Source organism: Streptomyces sp. NPDC030862, assembly GCF_055571835.1.
This window is the reverse complement of the sequence record NZ_JBVIEN010000017.1, coordinates 26,557-50,330: the sequence shown is the minus strand read 5'-3', so window position 1 is coordinate 50,330 and position 23,774 is coordinate 26,557. Positions and strand designations below refer to the sequence as shown.

At 73.6% G+C, this 23,774-nt stretch carries 22 protein-coding genes; 18 read left to right on the top strand and 4 right to left on the bottom strand.

The genetic code is table 11. The features are described from left to right. Nucleotides 1–76 precede the first annotated feature (76 nt). From ACZ42X_RS32130 to ACZ42X_RS32095, 8 genes are all read left to right on the top strand, one after another. Nucleotides 77–1,132, top strand: coding sequence for an NAD-dependent epimerase/dehydratase family protein (locus ACZ42X_RS32130; RefSeq protein ID WP_468297592.1), 1,056 nt, complete (start codon nt 77–79; stop codon nt 1,130–1,132). 36 nt (nt 1,133–1,168) lie between these two features. Continuing rightward, nucleotides 1,169–2,146 carry a quinone oxidoreductase family protein gene (locus tag ACZ42X_RS32125; RefSeq protein ID WP_468297589.1) on the top strand — a complete coding sequence of 326 codons (978 nt, stop codon included), beginning with the start codon at nt 1,169–1,171 and terminating at the stop codon, nt 2,144–2,146. A gap of 94 nt (nt 2,147–2,240) precedes the next feature. Beyond that, the gene (locus tag ACZ42X_RS32120; RefSeq protein WP_468297586.1) at nt 2,241–3,659 is read left to right on the top strand and encodes an MDR family MFS transporter; all 1,419 of its coding nucleotides are present in this window, start codon (nt 2,241–2,243) and stop codon (nt 3,657–3,659) included. A gap of 33 nt (nt 3,660–3,692) precedes the next feature. Next, nucleotides 3,693–4,871: a nucleotide disphospho-sugar-binding domain-containing protein gene (locus tag ACZ42X_RS32115; RefSeq protein WP_468297583.1), complete on the top strand. Its 1,179-nt coding sequence runs from the start codon at nt 3,693–3,695 to the stop codon at nt 4,869–4,871. 65 nt (nt 4,872–4,936) lie between these two features. Further along, a complete protein-coding gene (locus ACZ42X_RS32110; protein ID WP_468297580.1) occupies nt 4,937–5,863 on the top strand; it encodes an SAM-dependent methyltransferase in 927 nt (308 codons plus the stop codon). Beyond that, entirely contained in the window at nt 5,860–7,710 is a 1,851-nt protein-coding gene (locus tag ACZ42X_RS32105) for an acyl-CoA dehydrogenase family protein (RefSeq protein ID WP_468297577.1), read from the top strand. Before ACZ42X_RS32110 ends, ACZ42X_RS32105 begins: the two co-directional genes overlap by 4 nt. After that, complete coding sequence (locus tag ACZ42X_RS32100) at nt 7,707–8,522, top strand: 4'-phosphopantetheinyl transferase family protein (protein WP_468297574.1); 816 nt, start codon at nt 7,707–7,709, stop codon at nt 8,520–8,522. The genes ACZ42X_RS32105 and ACZ42X_RS32100 overlap by 4 nt, the downstream gene beginning before the upstream one ends. Before the next feature lie 87 nt (nt 8,523–8,609). Further along, nucleotides 8,610–9,215 carry a response regulator transcription factor gene (locus tag ACZ42X_RS32095; RefSeq protein ID WP_468297571.1) on the top strand — a complete coding sequence of 202 codons (606 nt, stop codon included), beginning with the start codon at nt 8,610–8,612 and terminating at the stop codon, nt 9,213–9,215. Between the two features lie 5 nt (nt 9,216–9,220). On the opposite strand, the gene ACZ42X_RS32090 is transcribed toward ACZ42X_RS32095, so the two are convergent. From ACZ42X_RS32090 to ACZ42X_RS32075, 4 genes are all read right to left on the bottom strand, one after another. Then, on the bottom strand, nt 9,221–10,453 hold the full coding sequence (locus tag ACZ42X_RS32090; RefSeq protein WP_468297568.1) for a sensor histidine kinase: 1,233 nt from the start codon (nt 10,451–10,453) through the stop codon (nt 9,221–9,223). A gap of 211 nt (nt 10,454–10,664) precedes the next feature. After that, a complete protein-coding gene (locus ACZ42X_RS32085; protein WP_468297566.1) occupies nt 10,665–12,269 on the bottom strand; it encodes a SagB/ThcOx family dehydrogenase in 1,605 nt (534 codons plus the stop codon). Between the two features lie 43 nt (nt 12,270–12,312). Continuing rightward, a complete protein-coding gene (locus ACZ42X_RS32080) occupies nt 12,313–14,592 on the bottom strand; it encodes a TOMM precursor leader peptide-binding protein (protein ID WP_468297563.1) in 2,280 nt (759 codons plus the stop codon). An 83-nt stretch (nt 14,593–14,675) separates the two neighbouring features. Beyond that, nucleotides 14,676–14,828, bottom strand: a complete 153-nt coding sequence (locus tag ACZ42X_RS32075) for a hypothetical protein (protein ID WP_468297561.1) — start codon at nt 14,826–14,828, stop codon at nt 14,676–14,678. A 236-nt stretch (nt 14,829–15,064) separates the two neighbouring features. Between ACZ42X_RS32075 and ACZ42X_RS32070 the strand changes: the two genes are divergently transcribed. The 10 genes from ACZ42X_RS32070 (at nt 15,065) to ACZ42X_RS32025 (ending at nt 23,743) form a co-directional block, all read left to right on the top strand. Next, entirely contained in the window at nt 15,065–15,886 is an 822-nt protein-coding gene (locus ACZ42X_RS32070) for an AfsR/SARP family transcriptional regulator (RefSeq protein WP_468297558.1), read from the top strand. Between the two features lie 147 nt (nt 15,887–16,033). Next, nucleotides 16,034–16,846, top strand: coding sequence for a thioesterase II family protein (locus ACZ42X_RS32065; protein WP_468297555.1), 813 nt, complete (start codon nt 16,034–16,036; stop codon nt 16,844–16,846). Continuing rightward, nucleotides 16,843–18,111 carry a beta-ketoacyl-[acyl-carrier-protein] synthase family protein gene (locus ACZ42X_RS32060; RefSeq protein WP_468297552.1) on the top strand — a complete coding sequence of 423 codons (1,269 nt, stop codon included), beginning with the start codon at nt 16,843–16,845 and terminating at the stop codon, nt 18,109–18,111. Before ACZ42X_RS32065 ends, ACZ42X_RS32060 begins: the two co-directional genes overlap by 4 nt. Further along, entirely contained in the window at nt 18,108–19,373 is a 1,266-nt protein-coding gene (locus ACZ42X_RS32055; protein ID WP_468297549.1) for a ketosynthase chain-length factor, read from the top strand. The genes ACZ42X_RS32060 and ACZ42X_RS32055 overlap by 4 nt, the downstream gene beginning before the upstream one ends. Nucleotides 19,374–19,401: 28 nt before the next feature. Then, nucleotides 19,402–19,668, top strand: a complete 267-nt coding sequence (locus ACZ42X_RS32050) for an acyl carrier protein (RefSeq protein WP_468297545.1) — start codon at nt 19,402–19,404, stop codon at nt 19,666–19,668. A gap of 80 nt (nt 19,669–19,748) precedes the next feature. Beyond that, on the top strand, nt 19,749–20,519 hold the full coding sequence (locus tag ACZ42X_RS32045) for an SDR family oxidoreductase (protein ID WP_468297543.1): 771 nt from the start codon (nt 19,749–19,751) through the stop codon (nt 20,517–20,519). A gap of 11 nt (nt 20,520–20,530) precedes the next feature. Further along, on the top strand, nt 20,531–21,826 hold the full coding sequence (locus ACZ42X_RS32040) for an FAD-dependent monooxygenase (protein ID WP_468297540.1): 1,296 nt from the start codon (nt 20,531–20,533) through the stop codon (nt 21,824–21,826). Nucleotides 21,827–21,831: 5 nt separating this feature from the next. Next, nucleotides 21,832–22,614: a cyclase family protein gene (locus ACZ42X_RS32035; protein WP_468297538.1), complete on the top strand. Its 783-nt coding sequence runs from the start codon at nt 21,832–21,834 to the stop codon at nt 22,612–22,614. Beyond that, nucleotides 22,611–23,162: an NADPH-dependent FMN reductase gene (locus tag ACZ42X_RS32030; RefSeq protein WP_468297535.1), complete on the top strand. Its 552-nt coding sequence runs from the start codon at nt 22,611–22,613 to the stop codon at nt 23,160–23,162. The genes ACZ42X_RS32035 and ACZ42X_RS32030 overlap by 4 nt, the downstream gene beginning before the upstream one ends. A gap of 122 nt (nt 23,163–23,284) precedes the next feature. Further along, the gene (locus tag ACZ42X_RS32025; protein ID WP_468297532.1) at nt 23,285–23,743 is read left to right on the top strand and encodes a Rieske (2Fe-2S) protein; all 459 of its coding nucleotides are present in this window, start codon (nt 23,285–23,287) and stop codon (nt 23,741–23,743) included. The last annotated feature ends 31 nt before the right edge of the window (nt 23,744–23,774 follow it).

The following is a 23,774-nucleotide window of genomic DNA, read 5'->3' as shown; positions in this document are numbered from 1 at the left end:
CGTCGACCACTGCTCCACCCCGCCTCCAGCAGCCGCCGCGAGGCTGGCCGCACGGACACCGACCAAGAGGATGGACATGGAGAAGACCGCGGTCGTGCTGGGCGCCACCGGGCAGATAGGACCCGCCGTGGTGCGCGCCCTCGCCGAGGACGGCTGGCGGGTGCGGGCCGTCAGCCGCACCGGCCGCGACGCCCGCTGGAACCCGGAGTGGGGCGTCGAGACCGTACGGGCCGACCGCGACGACGACGCCCGGCTGCGGGCGGCCGTGGCCGGGGCCGACGCCCTGGTCGACGTGATCGCCTACACCGAGCGCCACGGTGACCAGCTCCGCTCGCTGGCCGGCCTGGTGGGCTCCGCCGTCGTCATCTCCACCTCAGCCCTCTACACCGACGAACGGGGGCGCGGCTTCGCCACCCTGATGAGCCCGGAGGGCTTCGGCGTCTTCCCCGAACCCGTCGAGGAGACCCAGCCCGTCATCGACCCCGCGCCGGAGGGCTACCTCCAGCAGAAGCGCGCCATGGAGATCGCGGCGCTGCGGGCACCGGGCCACGGCGGGGCCCCGCTGCCCGTCACGCTGCTACGGGTCGGCGTACCGCACGGACCCGGTGGGCTCAAGCCCTGCGAGTGGTGGTTCGCCAAGCGCGCCCTGGACGGACGGCCGGTACGGCTCCTCGCCCACGGTGGACGGACCCGCTTCCACACGGCGCACGTGTCCAACATCGCCGAGGCCGCGCGGCTCGCCGCCCACAACGCCGGCCGCCGGGTCCTCAACATCGGTGACCCCGAGGTGCCGACGGCCGCGCGGATCGCCGCCGCCGTCGACGAGGTGCTCGGTGTCACCTCCGAGATCGTCGGTATGCCCGGCCCCGCCGAGGGCATGGCCGGCTTCCACCCCTACGGCGTGCCCCATCCCTTCGTGCTCGGCCTCGCCCGGGCCGAGCGCGAGATCGGCTACAAGCCGGTGACCGGCTACCTCGAGTCGCTGCCGGGGACCGTCGACTGGATGCTGGCCGCCGCCCGCGACAAGGACTGGAAGGAGGTCTTCCCCGGTATGGCCCACCATCCGGCCGGCTTCTCCTTCTTCGACTACGCGGCGGAGGACCGCTGGCTCGCCGCCCGTCCCCGCCACTGACCCCACGCCTTTTCCCACACCCAGAAAGCGAGTTCCATGCGTATCGTCCGCTACCACGAGTACGGCGGCCCCGAGGTCCTGAAGGTCGAGGAGACCGAGAAGCCCGAGCCCGGCCCCGGTATGGTGCGCCTGCGCGCCGAGGCCATCGGCGTCAACTTCGCGGGCCTCCAGGAGCGCAAGGGCATCTTCTACGCCCGCAGCATCCCGCTGCCCGCCTCCCCGGGCGGCGACGCCGTCGGCTTCGTCGACGCGATCGGGCCCGACGTGACCGGCGTCGAGGCCGGCGCCCGCGTCGCCAGCGTCATCTTCCAGGACGCCTACGCCGATTACGTACTGGCCCGCGCCCGCGACCTGGTGCCCGTCCCCGCCGGCATGGACGCCGCCCAGGCCACCATGCTCTCCTCCCCCGGCCAGGTGGGGCTGGAGGTCATCAGGGCGGCCCGGCTCCGCGAGGGCGAGACGGTCCTCGTGCACGCCGCGGCCGGCGCCATCGGCCACCTCGTCGTCCAGATGGTCAAGGCGCTCGGCGCCGGGACCGTCATCGCCGCCGCCAACTCCCCGGCCAAGCTGGACTTCGCCAAGCAGCTGGGCGCCGACGCGGGCGTCGACTACAGCCGGGACGGCTGGGACGACGAGGTCCGCGAGATCACCGGCGGGGACGGCGTCGACATCGTCCTCGACAGCGTCGGCGCGGACATCACACCCAAGAGCGTCGCCCTGCTCAAGCCCCACGGCCGGCTGGTGTTCTACGGCTCCGCGGCCGGCGGCAAGGAGCTGCCGTCCGTGTCCATGGCGGACATCGCCGGTGTCCGGTACGTCACCCACTTCACGATGGCCGCCCTCGACGGCGACCTCGAAGCCATCGAGGAAGGCGCCCGCACCGTCGGTGAGATGGTCCTCTCCGGCCGGGTCCGGCCCGTCGTGCACACCGAGGTGCCGCTCGACGAGGCCGCCAAGGCGCACCAGGTGATGGAGGAGCGGACCCAGCTCGGCCGGGTCGTGCTCATCCCCTGAGGCCCCCCTGAACCGCGGTGGTCCGGCCGTTCCACCCCCGTACCGGCCGGGCCACCGCACCCTTCCCGCATCCGCCCGCACAAGGAAGCAGGTCATGACGACCTCCGTCAGCTCCACGGCACAGCAGGAGCAGAGTGACCGCATCGACCCGGCCCTGCTCAAGCTCGGTGTCGTCCTCATCCTCGGCACGATCGTCGCCGTGCTCGACGCGACCATCGTCAGCGTCGGCATCGACGCCATTCAGCGCGACTTCGGCAGCCCGCTGTCCACCATGCAGTGGATCAGCACCGGCTACCTGCTGTCCTTCGCGCTCGTCGCACCGCTCAGCGGCTGGGCCACCGAACGCTTCGGCGCCAAGCAGGTGTGGATGGCCTCCGTCGCCTGCTTCGTGGTCAGCTCCGCCTTGTGCGGCCTGGCCTGGTCCGCCGGCTCCCTGATCGCCTTCCGGGTGCTGCAGGGACTGGGCGGCGGACTGATCCAGCCGATCGGGCAGTCGATGATCGCCCAGGCCGCCGGGCCGCAGCGGCTCGGCCGGGTGATGAGCATGCTCGTCATCCCCCTCACCTTCGCACCCGTCCTCGGGCCGGTTCTCGGCGGTCTGGTCCTCGGCGCGTTCAGCTGGCCCTGGATCTTCTACATCAACGTCCCCGTCGGCATCCTCACCCTCGTCCTCGCGGCCAAGGTGCTGCCCGCCTCCGAGCCTCGGGGCGGTCACCGGCTCGATGTGCTCGGACTGGTCCTGGCCTGCCCCAGCGTGGCGGCGCTGATGTACGGCTTCTCCGAGGCCGCGGGTGACGCCGGCCCCACCTCGCCCAGGGTCGTCGTCCCCGTCGTCGCGGGCGTCGTCCTCCTCGTCGGCTACGTGGTGCACGCTCTGCGCCACACCGGCACCCCGTTGCTGGATCTCTCGCTGTTCCGCAGCCGCGGCTTCAGCGTCTCCGTGGCCACCTCGTTCCTGCTGGGCGCCGCGCTGTTCAGCTCCATGTTCCTGCTGCCGCTCTACTACCAGCAGGTGCGCGGGCAGGACGCGCTGCACGCCGGACTGCTGCTGATCCCGCAGGACCTGGGTGTCGCCGTCTCGATGATGTTCGCCGGCAAGCTCGCCGACCGCATGGGCGGGCCCCGCCCCATCGTGCTCGCCGGTATCGTCCTCGCCCTCCTCGGCACCCTGCCGTACACCCAGGTCGGTGACGAGCCGAGCGAACTCCTTCTCGCCGCCGGTCTGTTCGTCCGCGGTGTCGGCCTGGGCGCCACCATGACGCCCGCCATGGCCGCCGTGTTCAAGAGCGTCCAGCCGCAGCAGATTCCGCGCGCGGCCGGGCTCACCAACGTCCTGCATCGCATCGGCGGTTCAGTCGGCACCGCCGCCCTGGCCATCGTGGTCCAGCACCAGCTCACCGTCTCCTCGCCCGCGCCCGCGTTCGGCCACTCCTTCTGGTGGGCGTTCGGGATCAGCTGCCTGACGGTGCTGCCCGCGCTCCTGCTCCCCGGCCGTCAGAAGCGGGCCGGCTGACCGGCCGTCATCTCCTTCGAAGCAGGTGAAACCATGCGCATTCTCTTCGTGGCCCATGGGCCCGCCCATGTTCCCTGGACCGTGCCGCTCGCTTGGGCGAGCCAGCTCGCCGGGCATGAGGTACGCGTGGCCGCCCGGCCCCAGTCCCTCGCCAAGGTGACGGCCGCCGGTCTGATCGCCGTCCCCGTCGGTGACGCCGCCGCGGGCGACACCTTCGCCCGCTGGGCCACCCCCGACTCCGGGGAGCGCGCCGCGCACGTGCCCGACGACTGGCCCAGCGGCCCCCTCGGCTGGTCCGAGGAGCGCCGCCTCAGCTGGGCCGACCAGGTTCTCGCGCTCGCCGACTCGCTCGCCGACGACCTCGTGGGGTTCGCCCGCTCCTGGCGGCCCGACCTCGTCGTCCACGACGTCGGCGCGGTCGCCGGATTCGTCGCGGCCGCCGCGGCCGGCGTGCCCTCCGTCGCCCACAACTGGTGCCAGCCCATCGGCCTGTACTTCCTCCACAAGGACGAGGTGCCGCCCGCCTACCTCCGGATGTTCGAACGGTTCGGGGTGGCGCCCCGGATCGGCACCGACACCTGGATCGACTGCACCCCGCCCGCCCTGCGTACCCCGCATCCGGTGCCCCGCATCCCCATGCGGTACGTCCCCTACAACGGCGCGGGCGAAGTGCCCCGGTGGCTGCGGGAGGAGCCCGAGCGACCCCGGATCTGCGTCACCGGCGGCATCACCACCCACACCATCGACGACTTCGGCCGGCAGGTCCTCGAGGAGGTCGCCGGACTCGACGCCGATGTGGTCATGGCCGTGGCCCGCCCCGAGGCCTTCGAGGGCCGGCCCCTGCCCTCCAACGTCCGGATGACCGGCTGGGTTCCGCTCACCGCGCTGCTGCCCACCTGTCGCGTGCTGGTGCAGCACGGCGGCGCCGGCTCCAGTATGACCGCGCTGGCGCACGGCGTGCCGCAGCTCGTCGTCCCCGAAGGCCCCGGCTCCACCCAGAGTCTGTGGGCCGACCAGATCCAGCGCTCCGGCGCCGGAATCGGGCTCGGCCCCGAGGAACGCGCCCGCCCCGGCGCGCTCGCCGCCGCCCTCACCGACCTGCTCGCGCGGGACTCCTACACCCGCCGGGCCCGCGATATCCAGGGCGAGATCGTGGCGATGCCCGGCCCCGCGCACGTCGTGGCCGAGCTCGAGGCCCGCGCCCGCGGCTGACCCCCCGCGCCACCCCGAACCCACGCCGACCCACACCACCCGACACATGGAAGGACAGGGCCGTCATGAGTGACACCCACACCCAGGTCGACATGCCCGACGTCAGCTGGACCGCGCTGGGCGCGGCCTGGATGCGCGCTCAGGAGGGTTCCCGGCCGGACCCGCTCTTCACCGACGACCTCGCCGGACGGTTCGTGACCGCCGTCGGCGGCGAGGCACCGTACATCAAGGCGGGCGAGGAGGCCCTCGCCGGAGCCGCCGACGACGTGCTCGCCAACCCGTTCACGGCCATGGGCGACTACGTCGCCATCCGCACCCGCTGGATGGACGACATCCTGCGCCGGGCCGCCGACGACGGCATCCGCCAGGTCGTGCTGCTCGCCGCGGGTCTCGACACCCGCGCGTACCGCATGGACTGGCCCGCCGGGCTGCGGCTGTTCGAGCTCGACCTGCCCGAACTGACCGAGTTCAAGGAGGCAGTGCTCCGCGACAGCGACGCCACGCCCGCCTGCGAACGCCTCGCCGTCTCCTTCGACCTGCGCGAGGGCTGGTCCGGGGCGCTGCGCGCCGCCGGCTTCGACGCGACACGGCCGACGGTGTGGCTGGCCGAGGGTCTGCTGCACTATCTGACGCCCGCCGACAACCAGCGCATGCTGGACGACGTCAGCGCCCTCTCCGCGCCCGGCAGCCGGCTGGTCACCGACCACATCGAGGCCGCCATGATGGAGGGGGACAACGCCGAGACCGCCGACTCCACCGGGCTCGAGTACGAACAGCTGGTCAAGGGCGGCCCCGGCGAACCCCCGGCCGACTGGCTGACCCGCTCCGGCTGGCGGGTCGAGGCGCACAGCCCGGCCGACTGCGCGGACGCGTACGGCCGCCCCGTGCCGCCGCTGCTCGACCCGGCCGTGCCCGGCAGCGTCCGCGACGGTGCCGTCTTCCTCCTGGCGAGCTGGTCCGGCACGACCGCCCGGTCCCAGGGCGGCGCGTGAGCGGGCGGACCGCCCGGCCCCAGGGGCCCCGGTCCGACGCGGGCGCCCGGCCCGCCGGGGTTCCGCACACCGCCTCCGCCACGCCCGTCCGGCAGCGGGTCGCCGAGCTGGAGCGACTGCTCGGCGACCCCGGTGACCCGGCCAACCCGCACGGGCTGGAGGCCATCCTCGCCGCCGACGAGGCGTGTGAACTGCCCCGGGCCACCGAGGAACTGCTGGAACGGGCCGGGATCACCGCCGAGTTCGTGCCCGCGGAGCTCGGCGGGCGGCTGACGGGCGCCGACGACCTGGCCCGGGTGCTGCGGCCGGTCTTCCGCCGCGACCTCGCCCTCGGCTTCGGCCTCGGGCTCCCCTCGCTGTTCGCGGCCGGGGCCGTGTGGGCCGCGGGCGATGCGGGGCAGCGGGCCCGCATGGCCGGGCTGCTGCTGAGCGGCGGCCGAGCCGCGATCGTGCACCACACGCTCGCCCACTCCAATGTGATCCACCGCGACGAGGTGACCGCCACCCGGACCACCTCCGGGGGCTTCGCCCTCACCGGCGGCAAGGAGGCCGTGCTCAACGCGCACCGGGCGGGCGCGTTCGTCGTATACGCCCGCACCCACCCGGCGCCCGGACCGCACAGCCACTCGGTGCTCCTGCTCGACACCGAGGGGCTGCCCGGCGGCTCCTGGCGCACCGTGGCGCGCCGTTCCACCTCCGGGATGCGCGGGTGCCGTTACACGGGACTGGAGTTCACCGACTGCGCGGTGGGCGGCGACAGCCTGGTCGGCGAGGAGGGCACCGGGATACACCTGGCACTGCGGACCTTCCAGCTCAACCGCTGTCTCGTCCCGGCGGCCGTGCACGCCGGGGTGGACACCGCGCTGCGCTCCGCGGTGCGGGCCGCGACCGCCGGCCGGACCGGTCCCCCGGCCCGCCGTCTGCAAGCCCCCCTCACCGGGGTCTTCGCCGACCTGCTGATCGCCGACAGCATGGTGCGGACCGGGCTGCGCGCCCTGCACCTGTTCCCCGGAGCCACCGGCGTCCCGGCCGCCGCCGTGAAGTACCTCGTCCCCGATCTGTTGCGGGAGGGCGTGGAGGAGCTCGCCGCCGTACTGGGTGAGCGCGGCTACCACCGCGGCGGCGGCTACGGCGGCTACCAGAAGCTCGTGCGGGACCTGCCGATGGCCGGGCTCGGGCACGCCGGGACCGCCGCTTGCCAGGCGGTGATCCTGCCGCAGCTGCGCGGCCTCGCCGAGCGCTCCTGGGGCGTGGCGGAGGAACCGGCCGCCGCGCTGTTCGCCCCGGAGGCGCCCCTGCCGCCCTTCGACTTCGCCGCGCTCGACCCGGCCGGGGGCCACGACTTCCTCGTCGCCTCCCTGCTGGGCTCCGCCGCCCGTCTCGGCGCCGGCGCCGCACCGGCCGGCCCGGCCGGCGAGGCGTTGCGCGAACTGGCCGGGATGTGCGTGCGCGAGCTGCTGGACCTGCGCCGGCAGTGCCGTACCCGGCCGGCGTTCGACCGTGGCGCGCCGGCCGGGCCCGAGGCGCTCGCCGCCGTGGACCGGCACGCGCTGCTGCTGGCGGCGGCCGCGTGCCTCGGCGTCTGGGAGGCGCAGGACGGCCGGGACCCGTTCCTGGCCGGAGCCGAGTGGGTGGTCCTCTGCCTCGCCCGGCTGGTACGCCGGCTCGGGGCGGTCCCTCCGGAGCTTCCGAGGACCTGTGTGCCGCGTGTGCTGGACGAGGTGCTGGCCCGCTTCGCCGAGGGCCGCGGCTACGACCTGGACCGCTGGACCCTCGATGGATCCGCCGCTGACGACCGGGTCCTCGACGACCGGGCACCCGAGGAGCCGGAGGAGTACGCCGCGTGAACGACGAGCGCATCGGCCGGCCGGTCCATGTGCCCGGCCGGCAAGGTCCCTGGTCGGCGGTGCGTGACGCCATGGCGGGACGCGGGGTCGCCGTGGTGTACGCGACCTGGCGCGAATGGCTGCCGTCCGTGCGGGAGGACCCTTCCCTGCGGCCGCTGCTGGGCCGCGACTGGCACCGGTACAGCCGTACCGCCGAGCCCTCGGTGCGGGCCCGTTTCGCAGCCTCCCGCCTGATCGTGAAGTACGCGGCGGCCTGCGCCCTGAACACGCCCGCGCATGCCCTGGAGCTCGCCTACCGCCCCGGCGGACGCCCGTACCTGCGCGGCTTCGACCAGCTGGAGGTGAGCCTGACGCACACCGAGGACCTCATCGCCGTGGGTCTGAACCGGCACGGGAGGATCGGCGTGGACGGAGAACCGGTCACACGCCGGCTCGCCTACCGGGACATGCGCCGCCTGGTGTGCACCCCGGCCGAGCGGGCGGCGCTGGCCGGTCTGCCGGCCCGGGAGCGGGAGGCGGAACTGCGCCGTCTGTGGACGCTGAAGGAGGCGTACACCAAGGCATTGGGGCAGGGCATGCGGCTGTCCTTCACGCAGTTCGGGTTCGGCGTGCGGGACCGTGGCGGACTGCTCACGCCGGAGGGCGAGCGGGCGGAGCGGGGGGAGTGGGCATTCGCCACGTTCACCGTTCTCGACCGCTATCTCCTGAGCGTCGCGGGCCATGACGCCGGCCTCGACGGCGACCGGGACATCTCCGTGGAGACCATGTTGGACAAGGGTTTCATGGCCGTGGTGGCCGACTGGGCCGGCTGATTCGCTCGCTCCGTTCCCGTACGCACCCGCGAGTTAGGATCCTTTCTTCGAACGGGCGGCCCGCGAGGCCGTTGACAGGGGGACGGAATGATCAGGATTCTGCTGGCCGAGGACATGCTCATGCTGCGCCGGGCGCTGGTGTCCCTGCTTGAGCTGGAGCAGGACTTCGAGGTGGTGGCCGAGGTGCAGTCCGGGGACGACATCGTCCCCCGCGCGCTGGAGGTGCGGCCGGACGTCGCCGTCCTCGACATCGACCTGCCGGGCACCGACGGCATCCGCGCCGCCGCGCGGCTCCACGAGGAACTGCCGGAGTGCCACACGGTCATCCTCACCAGCCTGGGCCGTCCGGGGAACCTGCGCCGCGCCCTGGACGCCCATGTCTCCGGGTTCCTGCTCAAGGACTCGGACCCCGACCAGCTCGCCGGCGCCATCCGGTCCGTGGTCGCCGGTCAGCGGGCCGTCGATCCGCAGCTGGCCCTGGCCACGCTGCAGGCCGAGGAGAGCCCGCTGACCGCGCGGGAGACGGAGGTGCTGCGGCTGGCTGCCGACGGTGAGGACATCTCCGACATAGCACGGCGGCTGTTCCTCTCGGCGGGCACCGTGCGCAACTACCTGACGGCCGTCGTCACCAAGCTCAACGCGCGCAACCGGGTGGACGCGGTGCGGATCGCGCGGATGTCGGGCTGGCTGTAACCGCCTCAGAGCAGCGCGCCGCCGACGGCCATGGCGTCGTCGGCGGGCCGCTCCTCCCCGGGGGCGTGGCACGGCACTTCGGCGGCCAGCTCGAACCAGCCGTCGGCACGTACGCCCGCGGTCAGCCGGCCGCCCAGCGCCTCCACCCGCGCGACCAGGTTGTGCAGTCCGCTGCCGCCGTCACCGCGGTCCTCGACGGGCAGCAGTGAACGGGACGCGCCCACACCGTCGTTGGTCATGACCAGGCGCATGCTCTGCCCGCGGGGCACGGCCTCGATGACACAGTTCCGGGCCTTGCTGTGGCGGAGCATGTTGGTGACGCCCTCGCGCAGCACGGTCGCCAGCACGGTGTCGGAGGCGGGCGACAGCGTTGTCTCCGGGAGCAGCACCCTGGTGCGGATGCCCACCGCGTCCAGCATGACCTCGGCCGCCCCGATCTCGAGGGCGAGGCTCATCCGGCGGTACCCGCTGGCCACCGAGCGGACGTCCGCCAGGGCTTGGCGCACGGTCTGGAGGATCTCCCGCAGCTCCTGCTCCGCCCGGTCCGGCTGAGGCTTCAGCAGCCTGAGCATCAGTTCGCACTTCAGGGCGATGGTGGAGAGGCTGTAGCCGAGCAGGTCGTGCAGATCACGGGAGAACCGCAGGCGCTCCTGGGCGACCGCCATCCGGGCCAGCTCGCCGCGCGCCGCCTGCACCTCCTGCACGAGGGCCGTGAGCCGGCTCAGCCCGTACAGCACCAGTCCCGTCAGGCAGGTGGCGACGAAGTTGTAGCCGAGCTGCTCGTAGCCGTAGCCCACGGCGAACTGGATCATGCCCGTGGTGACGGCGACCCAGCCGAAGGCCGCCCAGGCGCGCGAGCCGCGCAGTACCAGCAGCGTGGACGCGCACAGGATGCCCGGCATCCCCAGCCAGGCGGCGTGGAAGACCGAGAACGGCAGGTAGGTGAACAGGGCCTGGAGGGCCAGGGTGACCTTCTGGTGCCGGGCCAGCCGCACCGACATGTGCGGGAAGGAGTGGCACAGTTGCAGACCGCAGAGCACGGTCAGCGCGGCGACGCAGCCGACCAGGGTGAGCGCCGAGTAGGAGCTGCTCAGCACGTACGTGACCGCGACGGCGAAGAAGCCGCAGAGCACGACCACGGTGATCGTGGTGGCCACGCGTGGGGCCAGGTCCGCCTGCCGGGGCATCCGGTCTGGGTGTGCGGGGTCACTGAAGACGGGTGCGGACTGCCTGCTCATGAACTCCCCCGGGTCTGAACTGTTCGCGAAGCGTGCGGGCCCGCGGCTGCACCTGGTGCGCTTCTTCCTCTCCTCGCCGTCGGGCCGGTTCGAAGCTTAATACTCCGATTCGGACTTTCGTTCGTTTCTCCGAGGCGGTACGACGCCCCCTCGACGGCTCCCGGGCCGGACGGCGATCTCACCGGACGGCGCTCTCACCAGAGGCCGGCCGTCACCGCTCGGCGAGGGCCCGCATACGCCGCAGCGCCTCGGCACAACGCTCCCGCCAGTCGTGCCCGTTGACACCCACTGCGGGGACCGGGGTCTCCTCGCGCTCCGGGGGGAGCGGGCCCAGTACGAACTCCCCGATGCTCGACTCGGTCCGCCAGTCCAGCCCGAGGGCCCGCGCCGACAGATCGCTGTCGCCGACCGCCAGGGCGCACGGGGCGAGGCCCATCGCCGTGCACACCAGATAGAGCGTCTGCTGGAGCACTCCGACGTCCTTGAGCAACGCGCTGTACGCGAAGCCGCTGTACTTGCCGTTCATCCGGCGGAACCGGGCGGTCATCGTGATCAGCGCCGGCGGCTCCGCAGCCAGCCCCGCCGTCTCCCGGGCCTGCGCCAGCAACTCGTCCACGAGCGCCGGGTCGCTGTCGACCCGGCGCAGCAGGTGCAGCACCGGGTCGTAGTGGTACGTGCCGCGCTCCAGCCCGACGCAGCTGCTCACGGTCAGATACAGCTCCAGCGCATAGGACGCGCCCGTGCTCGGGTACGGCCGGCTGGTCACGGGCGGCTCCCGCGGATCGGCCGTCGGGGCCGCGACCACGGACCGCACCCGGGCGGAGCGGTAGAGCAGCTCGCCGAACTGGCGTAGTTCCAGCGGCTGTTCGCCATAGGAGCGCACCGACTCACGGGCCTCCAGCACCAGAGTCACCGGCGGGTCCTCGGCCAGCAGCCGGTCCAGGTCCGGGAAGGGCAGCGCGACGGTGTCGAGCAGCTCGTCGCGAGCGGGGGGAAGCGTGGCCGGTTCCGCGGCCGCCCCGCCGGCGCCCTCGTAGGTGGCACCCGTCGGCCCGTCGTGGCGGCCCAGCCGGCTGCGCGCGTGCATCATCAGGTCGTACGGCGACCAGCCGAGCAGCGCCGGGTCCCGGTCCTCCGCGAAGTCGTGTCCCGTGCCGTCGGCGCGGACCTCACCGGGCACCAGCATGCCCGCCGCCACCAGGTAGCCGACCGCGGCACGCAGCGTCTCCACCGGCATCCCCAGCAGGTCCGCCGCCTCCCGCGCGGAGGCCGCCTGTGCGAAACAGCCCACCAGCCACGCCGCCCGCCTGCCGTGCAGCGTCACGCGCTGCCGGGACAGCGGGGACTCCACGCACAGCCCTTCCTCGTCGGTGCGCAGCGCGGCGAACCGGGACAGCCGGTGCACCCTGTCGGCCGTCGCCAGGCCCGGCCGGAACCGGGCCTGCGGCGACATCGGCACCACGGACAGCAGGGGCCGGCCGGTGTCGGTCGCCAGGGACCTGACGACCACGTGCTGGAGGGTGTCGAGCAGGTCGGTGAGGAGTGCCCCGTCCTCACCGCCGCCGTCGCCGGGGACGCCGAAGCCGGGGACGAGGTTGCCGAGCGACACCGGGCCGTAGGACATCCGCTCGATCGTCAGTCGCAGCCTCTCGCCCAGCCCCGCCAGCCGTACGTCCCCCCAGCGGGTCATCAGCACCACATCGCCGTCCGACGGCGCCACGGGCAGCTCGACCAGGGTGTCCTGACGCAGCGACCACAGCTCCACGGTGTCGGACAGGGACTGCGGGAGCGACAGGGGCGGGACGCTGCCGGGCACGGGGGAGAAGGCCTTTCAGGGATCGGAGGAGGTCTGAGACGTGTCAGAGGAAGAGAGGCACGGGGTTGAGGTCCTCGAAACGGGTGGGCGTGGCGAGCCGCCCCAGGGCCACCGGCACGTCGTACAGCCGCCCGGGGGCGAACCGGGTCCAGAAGCTGCGCAGTCCGGGCACGATCACCTTCACGACCGGCAGGCCGAGATCGGGGCGCGTCTGGTCCAGCACCAGCAGCTCCATGCCCCGGGAGCGGACCAGCTCCTCGATCGCCAGTACGTCGTCGCGCAGGTCCGCATGCCGCCGGTGGGCGAAGTCGCCGGGTTTCCGGGCGGCCAGATCCGGATCGGCCACCAGGTACGGCCGGCCCGCCACCGTGGCGGTGCACCACCAGTCCAGGGCGGCCGGGTCGTCGCAGTCGTACCCGCCGCCGTCGGCGCGGGCCCCCACCACGGGTGGCAGCATCTGGTTCAGCTCGGCCACCGCGCGGCGCAACGCGATGCGTGGATCGAAGTGGGCGCCGAAGCCGAGCGAGATGTCCTCGGCCGCTTTGTCGGTGCGCCGGGACAGCGCGGCGAACACGGGAACGCCGAAGTCGCTGGTGACGTCCAGCACCCACAGTTCGCGCCCGATCCCGGCGTGCGCGGTCCGTACACCGGTCACCCAGGCGTCGTCGAACGCGTCGAGGTCCACGGCGGGCTGCCGCGTGCGGTTGTACCACCACAGGGCGACCGCGTCCCGCTCCACGAGCTCGAGGAAACCCTGCACGATGGCGTCCTCGACACTGCTGCCGGCCGCCGAACCGTTGGAGTTCGCCGAACAGAACCGGCTGCCGGGGCCCTTCGGCGCGTTGTAGTAGAGCAGGGACGTCGGCAGCAGCCGCTGTCTGTTCCCGGTCAGCGACCACACCGGTGTCCAGTCCAGGAGCGCGTCCTCGTCGAACGGCTCGCACACCCGGTGGGCCGGGGCGTGCCGGGCGTTCCATCGCTCCCGGTCGGCGAACTGCCGGGGGTGGAACAGCTGCACGGTGTCCGGGTGCACCGCCCGCTCCCCGAGCGCGCGGTAGGTCGCCCGGACGGTCGGCTCATCGCCCTGGAAATAGCCGCTGTGCCGCTCCAGGGCCTCGCACAGCGCGCTGACCCGGGCGTTGAGTTCGCTGGTGCCCTTGCCGGAGCTGTGGCTGCGCAGGCCGGCCCGGACCGCCGCCAGACCGATGGAGGAGGCCACCGGATTGTGCCCGGCGTGGAAGCAGTTCAGGAAGGCGGGGCCGCGCCCGTCCCGGCGTATCTCCTTCACCACTCCCGTCAGCGGGTCCACGAGGTGGCCGTAGCGCTCCATGATCTGTCCCGGCGTCAGGTGCCGGTCACCGGCGCTGTCCTGGTCGGCCTTGATCCGGCTGCGCGGCACGAGGGGGCCGCCGGTGCGCCTGGTGACCAGGTCCGGGGTGCCGCAGGTGGGGCACTGCGGGCGGCGGCGCAGCGGATGCCGCTCCCCCGCCGCCTCCAGGCAGTCGAAGGTCAAGATGGCGTCCTGGCCGTCGTGGCGGTAGCCGGCCAGCCACTTCACGGCCTCCAGGGCGGCCAGTTGGAGGCCGAGCGCGCGCCCGGCGGCGAGCGACGACCCGGGTGGCGCCACCCGTCGGCCCACGGACCGGTCGACATGGGTCTCGGCCTGCCGGTTGCGGCGCAGCTGGTCCGCGGCGCACGTCCAGCAGGGGCCCTCGCCGGGCCGGAACACGGGCCCGATCCACGGCCGGCAGGCGCTGTGCCGCACCAGCAGCCACGGCGTCCCCGACGCACGGTGCGCGGCGTCCACGTCCGCCAGGGACGGATCCAGATAGTCGTCGCACACGACGACCGACAGCGCGGGCGCGTGGGGACCGGCGTCCCGGGAACCGACCCGCAGCCCCGCCGCGGCGAGCGCTTCGGCGAGTCCCGCCGCGCTCGCCGTACCGGCGGCCAGCGCGGCGACCGTACCGCCCGCGGTACGCCCGGCCAGCACGTCGCCGTCCAGCCCGGCGAGCTCCCAGAACGCCCGCTCGGATGCCCGGTCCGGCTCCGACGGCTCCCGGTGGGTCAGGAAACCGGCGTCCACCAGCCGGGAGACGATGCGCCGTGCCACGTCGGCGGCCACCGTGCCGGAGACGTCCGCGACGACCTGCTCCGGCGTGCGCGTGCCGTCCAAGAGCGGCGCCACCGCGGTCACGCCGGCGCCGCGCAGCGCGGTGACACCCCGTTCGGAGACCAGGTACACCCCCTCACCGGGAACGACTTCCGCCTTCAGATGCGGCTTGAAGGCGAGCAGTGGAACGGCGGTCGTCGAGTCGGTCACATTCCCCCCAGAAACGCGTGGTGCGGACTACGGCGTACGTCGGCGTCCGGGGGCGGGCCGGTCCGGCCCCCGGACGCCGACGCTCAGGCGGCCAGGCGCTCGTCGACCCAGCAGATGCAGGTGCCCGCCCGGAACTCCTCCACGGCCGGCTGCGACAAGTCCTCCACGATCAGGTCGTCGTGCGCGATGGACACGACGGAGGCGGAGACGGAGACGGTGGGGGACGTGGTGCTCATGTCTGGCTCCTCCAGGGTGGTCTTGTTGCGCGCCGCTCCCCGCGGCGACAGCACGCAGTCTCGCCCGCCGGGCGGACCCGCGGCCAGTGCCCATGTCATGCACCACCCATGAAGTCCTCATGGTCCGCCCGTGCCGACTCTCACTGCCGCTTGAGGACTCCTGCACTGGTGGTGAAGGACCGCCGGATGACAGCGTCGGGCCACCGATTGGCGAACGACGTACGGAGGACTTTGCCGTGGACATCAGAGTTCTTGGACCGTTGAGCGCCGAGGTGTGCGGGGGATCGATCGTTCCCACGGCTGGCAAGCCGCGGCAGATCCTCTCGCTGCTCGCGCTCTACCGGAACAGGATCATGCCGGTACCCACTCTCATGGAGGAGATCTGGGGCACCGACCTGCCCCGCAGTGCCCTCACCACCCTGCAGACCTACATCCTCCAGCTGCGCCGGCAGATCGGCGCCGCGCTCCCGGCCGGCTCCGGCCGCACCGCCAAGGACGTCCTGGTCACCCGGCACGGCGGTTACCTGCTGGACATGCCGCAGGACGGCGTGGACGTCCATGCCTACGAACAGCTCGCCGCGCAGGGGCGGGCCGCGTTCGACGCCGGGGACGACGAGCGCGCGAGCACACTGCTGCGCCAGGCACTCGGCCTGTGGCGGGGCCCCGCGCTCGTCGACGTCCGCGTCGGACCCATCCTCGAGATCGAGAAGATGCGGCTGGAGGAGAGCCGTCTCGGCACCCTGGAACTGCGCATCGACGCCGACCTGCGGCTGGGCAGGCACACCGCCCTGCTGACCGAACTGACCGCGCTCATCGCCCGGCATCCGCTCCACGAGGGCCTGCACTCGCAGGCCATGGTGGCGCTCTACCGCTCCGGCCGGCAGGCCCAGGCGCTGGACGTGTACCGGATGCTGCGCGCCCGGTTGATCGAGGAGCTCGGACTGGAGCCCTCCCCCCAACTCCAGCGCGTGCACCAGGCCATGATCTCCGCCGATCCGGCGCTCGACGGACACCTGGAACCGCGCCCCGGCCCCACCTACCGCCTCTTCGCGGCCTGACCGGACAGCCCGCGGCATGCCGCCCGGGACCCGTTCCGGCGCCCGCCGGGGCGGGTCCTGCGCACTTCGAGCGCCTCTCTAGGCCCCTCGCCGAACCTCGTTGACATCGGAACAACACACGGGGCGTCAGCCCGAGGAGGAGCTGCCATGACGACGGGGGCCCCGGCCGGAACGACCGGCCCGAGCGACCGGCCCATGCCGCTGTACTGCATCCCGCACGCCGGCGCGGGCGTCTCGGCGTTCCGCCTGTGGCGCCCCGAGCCGGGCCTGGTCCCCCGGCCGGTGCTCCTGCCCGGCCGGGAGATCCGGCGGCGCGAGCCGAGAGTCACCGACCGCGCCGCGCTCCTCGCCGACCTCGCCCGCACCCTCGAGCCGGCCCCCACCGGCCCGTACGCCCTGTACGGGCACAGCCTCGGCGGTCTCGTCGCCTACACCCTGGCCCGGGACGCGCACGAGGCGGGCCTGCCCGCTCCGGCCCTGGTGGCCGTCGGCGCCTGCCCGCCGCCCGACGCCGAGGCGGCCGTCGCCGACGGCGCCGACCTGCCGGACGCCGAACTGGTCGCACTGCTCGACGTCTTCGGCTCCGTACCGGCCGGGGTCCGGCCCGGTGACGTCTGGCACCGCACGGTGCTGCCCGTCCTCCGCGACGACCTGCGGCTGGCCCGGGCCCTGCGCGCCGCCGCGACCCGGCCGCTGACCGTGCCGCTGCTGGCCGTCGCGGGCGACCGGGACCCGATCGCGGGCCCGGACGTGATGGCCGGCTGGCGCACCTGGACCACCGGGCGCTTCACCGCCCGCACCCTTCCCGGCGGCCACTTCTTCCTGCGCGACCGGCAGTTGCCCCGACTCCTCGGCCGGGCCTGCCGCGTCGCCGGGCGCCTCGCGGGGCGAGCCGCACCCATCCCCGAACCCAGGAGGACAGCACCCATGACCACGGCCCTGCGAGGAGAACTCCGGTGAACCGTCGCGTCGTCATCACCGGAATCGGTGTCGTCGCCCCCGGCGGAGTGGGCACCAAGGCGTTTTGGGAGCAGCTCACCGCGGGCCGCACCGCCACCCGCGCCATCAGCCTCTTCGACGCCTCGTCGTTCCGCTCCCGGATCGCCGCCGAGGTCGACTTCGACCCCGCCGAGCACGGCATCGGCCCCGCCGATGCCGAACGCCTCGACCGCGCGGCCCAGTTCGCCCTCACCAGCGCCCGCGAGGCCCTCGCCGACAGCGGTCTGACCGGCGAGCTCGACCCGCTGCGTACCGGGGTGGCGCTGGGCAGCGCCGTCGGCTGCACCATGGGCCTGGACACGGAGTACAACAAGGTCAGCCGGGGCGGCTCGGACTGGCACGTCGACCACACCCTCGCCGTCGAGCACCTCTTCGACTACTTCGTGCCCAGCTCGATGGCGGCCGAGGTCGCCTGGAGCGCCGGCGCTCAGGGCCCCGTGTCCATGATCTCCACCGGCTGCACCTCCGGCCTGGACTCCATCGGACACGCCACCGAGCTGATCCGCGAGGGCAGCGCCGATGTGATGATCGCGGGCGCCACCGAGGCCCCCATCTCCCCCATCACCGTCGCCTGCTTCGACGCCATCAAGGCCACCTCGCCCCGCAACGACGACCCGGCCACCGCCTCCCGGCCCTTCGACCGCACCCGCAACGGCTTCGTCCTCGGCGAGGGCAGCGCCGTCCTCGTCCTGGAAGAGCTCGAACACGCCCGCCGCCGGGGCGCCGCCGTCTACGCCGAGATCGCCGGCTTCGCCAGCCGCTGCAACGCCCACCACATGACCGGGCTGCGCGCCGACGGCAAGGAGATGGCCGAGGCGATCCGCGTGGCCCTCGACGAGGCCCGGCTGGACACCACGTCCGTCGACTACATCAACGCCCACGGCTCCGGCACCAAGCAGAACGACCGGCACGAGACGGCCGCCTTCAAGCGCAGCCTCGGTGACCACGCCCACCGGGTGCCGGTCAGCTCCATCAAGTCCATGATCGGCCACTCGCTGGGCGCCATCGGCTCCCTGGAGGTGGCCGCCAGCGCCCTCGCCATCCACCACGACACCGTGCCGCCCACCGCCAACCTCCACGAACCCGACCCGGCCTGCGACCTGGACTACACCCCGCTCACCGCCCGCGAACAGCGCATCGACACCGTGCTGAGCGTCGGCAGCGGCTTCGGCGGATTCCAGAGCGCCATGGTCCTGACCAGCCCCCGCCTCAAGGAGTCGGCATGACCGCCCTCGCCCCGGAGAACGTCTCCGCCACCACCGGCGACACGCCCGCCGACCGGGCCGTCGTCACCGGCATCGGTGTCGCCGCCCCGAACGGGCTCACCACCGCCGCCTGGTGGGACGCCGTGCTGCGCGGCGAGAGCGGTATCCGCCCGGTGGGCCGCTTCGACGGCAGCCGCTACCCGGCGCCACTCGCCGGCGAGGTGCCCGGCTTCGTCGACGCCGACCACATCCCCAGCCGGCTGCTGCCGTCCACCGACCGCATGACCCGCCTCGCGCTCGCCGCCGCTCAGGAAGCGCTCGACGACTCGGGGATCGACCTGGAGCAGCTCCCCGAGTACGCCGCCGGGGTCGTCACCGCCGGCTCGGCCGGCGGATTCGAGTTCGGCCAGCGCGAACTGCAGGCGCTGTGGAGCAAGGGCGGGCAGTACGTGTCGGCCTACCAGTCTTTCGCCTGGTTCTACGCCGTCAACACCGGCCAGATCTCCATCCGCCACAAACTCCGCGGCCCCAGCGGCGTCCTGGTCACCGAACAGGCCGGCGGTCTCGACGCCGTCGCCCAGGCCCGCCGCCAGCTGCGCAAGGGCGTACGGATGGTCGTCACCGGAGGCGTCGACTCCGCCATCTGCCCCTGGGGCTGGGCCGCCCACATCGCCGGCGGCCGCGTCAGCACCGCCGCCGATCCGGCCCGCGCCTATCTGCCCTTCTCCGCCGACGCCGACGGGCACGTCGTCGGCGAGGGCGGCGCCCTGCTCGTCCTGGAGGACGCGGCGGCGGCCCGTGAGCGCGGCGCCCGGGTGTACGGCGCCGTCGCCGGATACGCCGCCACCTTCGATCCCGCCCCCGGCACGGGCGCCCCGCCGCGGCTGCGCCAGGCCGCCGAACTGGCTCTCGCCGACGCCGGGGTGGGCCCCGACGAGGTCGACGTCGTGTTCGCCGACGCCGCCGGCTCCCGCGAGGAGGACCTGGCCGAGGCCATCGCCCTCGCGGAGATCTTCGGCCCGTACGGCGTCCCCGTCACGGCGCCCAAGACCATGACCGGCCGCCTCGCTGCGGGCGGCGCCTCGCTCGACCTGGCGGCCGCGCTGCTCGCCCTGCGCGACCAGGTCGTCCCCCCGACGGTGAACGTCGCCGCACCGGCCGACGACTGTCCCGTCGACCTGGTGACCGGCGGCCCCCGCCCGCTGCCGTTGCGCACCGCCCTCGTACTGGCCCGCGGCCGGGGCGGCTTCAACGCCGCGGCGGTCGTCCGGGCCGCCCGCTGACCACACCGACACAAAGGAGAGCACCACCATGTCCGCACAGCTGACCCTCACCGACCTGACCGCCCTGCTCCGCGAGTGCGCGGGCGAGGACGAGACCGTCGACCTGGCCTCGAACGTCCTCGACGTGTCGTTCGCCGAACTCGGCTATGACTCGCTCGCGATCCTGCAGACCACCGGCCGCATCGAACGCGACCACGACCTGGTCCTCGACGAGGACGCGGTGTCGGAGGCCGAGACCCCGCGCCAGTACCTCGACCTGGTCAACCAGGCCCTCGCCGTCAAGCAGGCGGTCTGACCCGTCCGGCCCGCCCCCGCACCGGGGGCGGGCCGCCGGGCCCCACTCGCACGCGCACACCCCCCTGGAGGAGCCGCACCGTGACCACGCATCACCCCACCGCCCCCCGTCTGACGGGCCGCACCGCACTGGTGACCGGGGGCACCCGGGGCGTCGGCCTCGCCGTCGCCCGGAAGCTGTGCGCCTGCGGTGCCGACGTCATGGTCGCCTACGCCCAGGACGAGGCGAACGCCGCGGCCGCGGTCCGCTCGCTCACCGGTCTGCCGGGCACCGCCACCGCCGTCCGGGCGGACGTCACCGACCCGGAGGCCCTGAACACCCTGCTGTCCGAGGTGCGGCGCCGTTTCGGGGGCCTCGACGTCTTCGTCCACAACACCTCCTACTTCCGGCCCTCCGAGACGCTCGCCGCCGACCCCGACACCGTCGACCGCTCCCTCGCCGTGGCCCTGCGGCCCCTGCTGCACGGCGCTCCCCGGCTCGCCGAGCTGATGGCCGGCCGGCCCGGCCGGATCGTCGCGGTCTCCAGCGCCGGGGCCCGTCGCGTCGTGCCCCGCTACGTGGCCGCCGGTACGGCCAAGGCGGCGCTGGAGTCCCTGGTCCGCTATCTCGCCGTGGAGCTCGCCGGGCGGGGCATCGCCGTCAACGCCGCGTCGGCCGCCAAGCTCGACAAGGGCGACGGGTCCGTACCGCCCGAGGTCGCCAAGGCGATGGCCGGGCGCACTCCCGGCGGACGGCTGACCACCCCGGAGGACCTCGCCGACGTCGTCGCCCTGCTGTGCACCGACGAGGCCGGCTGGCTGCAGGGCCAGGTCGTGACCGTCGACGGCGGGCTCGGCCTGGTCGCGGGCTGAGGGGGCCGGCCATGACGAACCCCACGACGACCCCCGGGCCGGACCCGGAGACGGACGTCTGCGTGGTCGGCGCCGGCCCCGCCGGCCTCGCCCTCGCGCTGATGCTGCTGCGCTCCGGCGTACGCGTCACCGTCCTGGAGAAGTCCACGGGCTTCCGCCGGGAGTTCCGCGGCGAGATCCTGCAACCCGGCGGCCAGCGCATCCTCGACGACCTCGGCGTGCTCACCGCCGCACGCGCCGCCGGTGCCTGCGAACTCGACGGCTTCCAGCTCGTCGACCGCGAGCGCGTCCTGCTGGACATCGACTACCGGCGGCTGCCCGCCCCGTACGACCACCTGCTGGCCGTACCGCAGCTCCATCTGCTGACCGCTCTGCTGGAGGCCTGCCGTGCCCTGCCCGGCTTCCGCTACCTCGACGGACACCGCGTCAGCGCGCTGCTGGAGGAGGAGGGCCGGGTCACCGGTGCCGTCGCCACCTGCCTGGGGCAGCGCCGGACGGTCCACGCCCGCGCCGTCGTGGCCGCCGACGGGCGGTACTCCAAGACGCGGGCGCTCGCCGGGATCGGGGCCGGGCGCGTCGAGGCGTTCCAGCACGATGTGCTGTGGTTCAAGCTGGACGCGCCCGGCCGCCAGACCCGCCGCGTACGGGTGCACCGCACCGCCGGCAGCCCCGTGCTGGTCCACGACTCGCACCCCGGCAAACTGCAGATCGGCTGGACCCTGCCGCACAAGAGCTGGCCGGAGATCTCCGCCCGAGGCATCGGCCACGTCAAGCGGGAACTCGTCACGGCGCTCCCGAAGTACGCCGATCTGATCGAGGAAGGGCTCGGCGGCCTCGCCGACCTCACCCTGCTGGACGTCTTCGCCGGCAAGGCCGACGCGTGGGTGCGCGACGGGCTCGTCCTGATCGGCGACAGCGCGCACACGCACAGCCCGCTCGGCGCCCAGGGCATCAACCTCGCGCTGCAGGACGCCGCCGTGCTCCACCCGCTGCTGCTGGCGGCCCTGGCGGACGGCGACCTGTCGAGGGAGCGGCTCGCGTCCTTCACCGCGGCGCGCACGCCGGCCGTGGACGCCGTGATGAAGATGCAGCAGTTGCAGGCCAAGGGCATGTTCGGGGTCGGCGGGCCGGTCGCCGACGCGGTCCGCTCCACCGCCGCCCGCCTGATCCGGCGCACCCCCCTCGGCGTGCGGATCACCGACCGCGTCGCCTTCGGGCGCACGCCCGTCGGCGTACGCACCGACCTGTTCACCACATCGACCGTCCGGCTCGCGCCCCTGGGGCCCGAGGCGGACACGAAGGGATGACCCGCATGCGTATCATCGACCTCTCCTCGCCCGTCGACGCGTCGGTGTGGGAACCCGATCCGGTGGTGCATCGGATCCTGACCCCGGCCGAGGGCGCCCGCCACATGAGCGAGGAGATGAAGGCCCACTTCGGCATCGACTTCGACCCCTCGGTGCTGCCCGACGGGGAGCTGCTCTCGCTCGACACCTTCACCCTCACCAGCCACACCGGCACCCATGTCGACGCGCCGTCGCACTACGGCTCCACCGCCGCCTACGGCACGCCGCGGCACATCCACGAGATGCCGCTCGACTGGTTCCACCGTCCGGCGCTCCGCCTGGACCTGCGGGACCAGCCGGTCGGCGCGGCCGGTGTCGAGGTGATCGAGAAGGAGCTCGCCCGGATCGGCCGCGCCCCCGAGCCGTACGACATCGTCCTGCTGAACACCGGCGCTTCCGCGTACGTCGGCACGGAGCGGTACTTCACCGAATTCACCGGTCTGGACGGCGAGGCGACCGACTTCCTGCTCGACATGGGCGTCAAGGTCATCGGCACCGACGCCTTCAGCCTCGACGCACCCTTCGGCCACATGATCCGCCGCTATCAGGAGACCGGTGACCGCTCCGTGCTGTGGCCGGCGCACTTCGCCGGGCGGCGCCGCGAGTACTGCCAGATCGAGCGCCTGAGCAACCTCGACGCGCTCCCCGGCGACTTCGGCTACACCGTCTCCTGCCTCCCCGTGAAGCTCGTCGGCTCCGGCGCCGGCTGGGCCCGGGCCGTCGCTCTCGTCGAGGAGTCCGCGTCATGACCTCCGAGGCGCCCCTCCGGCTCGCCGTCATCGTCGGCAGCACCCGGGCCGGCCGCCTCGGCTCGACGGTCGCCGAATGGTTCACCGGGCAGGCCGGGCAGCGCGGCGACCTGGCCGTGGACACCGTCGACCTCGCCGGGATCCGCTTCCCCCGGGACGCCGAGGCGCTCGGGGCGCGCCTGGCCGGCGCGGACGCGTTCGTCGTCGTCACCCCCGAGTACAACCACAGTTTCCCGGCTCCCCTCAAGGAAGCCATCGACCACTACAGAACCGAGTGGCAGGCCAAGCCCGTCGGCTTCGTCTCCTACGGCGGTATGTCCGGCGGCCTGCGGGCGGTGGAGCAGCTCCGGCTGGTCTTCGCCGAGCTGCACGCCACAACCGTGCGCGACGGCGTCAGCTTCCACAACGTCTGGGAGCGCTTCGGCGCCGACGGACACCCACGGGACTCCGCCGGCGCCGAGGCGGCCGCGAAGAAGCTCCTCGACCAGCTCGCCTGGTGGGCCCTGCCCCTGCGTGAGGCCCGGACATCCCGCCCGTACGCCGCGTAGCGTGGCAGCCCCACTCCTGCTCGAACCGGACTTCCTCAAAAGGCCGCTGCGCGGCTGAACGCCCGACCCGGCCGCCCCGTACCCCTTGGTGACGTTGTGACCATCGTGGAAGGGAAACCGGGATGACCGGATCGCAGGGGACCACCGGCACGGTGGGGCGCCGTACCGTCGTCGCGGCGGCGGGCGGGGCGGGGCTGGCCGCCGTGCTCACCGCGTGCGGGGGCTCGGACAGCCCGGCCCCGTCCGGTGCCGGACAGCCGGCCGCCGGGAACGGCACCACCGGAGGTGCGGGCGGCTCGGGGCAGGTGCTCGCGAAGACGGCCGACATCCCGGAGGGCGGGGGCAAGGTCTTCGGCGAGGTCGTGGTGACGCAGCCGAGGGCGGGCGAGTTCAAGGCGTTCTCCGCCAAGTGCACCCACGCGGGCTGTGCGGTGAAGGACGTGGCGGACGGGGTCATCAACTGCCCGTGCCACGGCTCGAAGTTCGACGCGACGGACGGCAGCGTCAAGGCGGGCCCGGCCACGTCACCGCTCCCGGCGGCGTCGATCAAGGTCGAAGGCGACTCGATCAAGCTGGCCTGAGGACAAGCGGCCCTAGGCGGGGAAGGCGCGG

Bases quoted from the DNA above. Each gene is read 5' to 3' on its own strand.
- ACZ42X_RS32125 (WP_468297589.1), top strand. From the start codon at position 1,169: ATGCGTATCGTCCGCTACCACGAGTACGGCGGCCCCGAGGTCCTGAAG.
- ACZ42X_RS32025 (WP_468297532.1), top strand. From the start codon at position 23,285: ATGACCGGATCGCAGGGGACCACCGGCACGGTGGGGCGCCGTACCGTC.
- ACZ42X_RS32090 (WP_468297568.1), bottom strand. From the start codon at position 10,453: ATGAGCAGGCAGTCCGCACCCGTCTTCAGTGACCCCGCACACCCAGAC.
- ACZ42X_RS32115 (WP_468297583.1), top strand. From the start codon at position 3,693: ATGCGCATTCTCTTCGTGGCCCATGGGCCCGCCCATGTTCCCTGGACC.
- ACZ42X_RS32130 (WP_468297592.1), top strand. From the start codon at position 77: ATGGAGAAGACCGCGGTCGTGCTGGGCGCCACCGGGCAGATAGGACCC.
- ACZ42X_RS32110 (WP_468297580.1), top strand. From the start codon at position 4,937: ATGAGTGACACCCACACCCAGGTCGACATGCCCGACGTCAGCTGGACC.
- ACZ42X_RS32120 (WP_468297586.1), top strand. From the start codon at position 2,241: ATGACGACCTCCGTCAGCTCCACGGCACAGCAGGAGCAGAGTGACCGC.
- ACZ42X_RS32040 (WP_468297540.1), top strand. From the start codon at position 20,531: ATGACGAACCCCACGACGACCCCCGGGCCGGACCCGGAGACGGACGTC.
- ACZ42X_RS32035 (WP_468297538.1), top strand. From the start codon at position 21,832: ATGCGTATCATCGACCTCTCCTCGCCCGTCGACGCGTCGGTGTGGGAA.
- ACZ42X_RS32075 (WP_468297561.1), bottom strand. From the start codon at position 14,828: ATGAGCACCACGTCCCCCACCGTCTCCGTCTCCGCCTCCGTCGTGTCC.
- ACZ42X_RS32095 (WP_468297571.1), top strand. From the start codon at position 8,610: ATGATCAGGATTCTGCTGGCCGAGGACATGCTCATGCTGCGCCGGGCG.
- ACZ42X_RS32050 (WP_468297545.1), top strand. From the start codon at position 19,402: ATGTCCGCACAGCTGACCCTCACCGACCTGACCGCCCTGCTCCGCGAG.
- ACZ42X_RS32065 (WP_468297555.1), top strand. From the start codon at position 16,034: ATGACGACGGGGGCCCCGGCCGGAACGACCGGCCCGAGCGACCGGCCC.
- ACZ42X_RS32030 (WP_468297535.1), top strand. From the start codon at position 22,611: ATGACCTCCGAGGCGCCCCTCCGGCTCGCCGTCATCGTCGGCAGCACC.
- ACZ42X_RS32055 (WP_468297549.1), top strand. From the start codon at position 18,108: ATGACCGCCCTCGCCCCGGAGAACGTCTCCGCCACCACCGGCGACACG.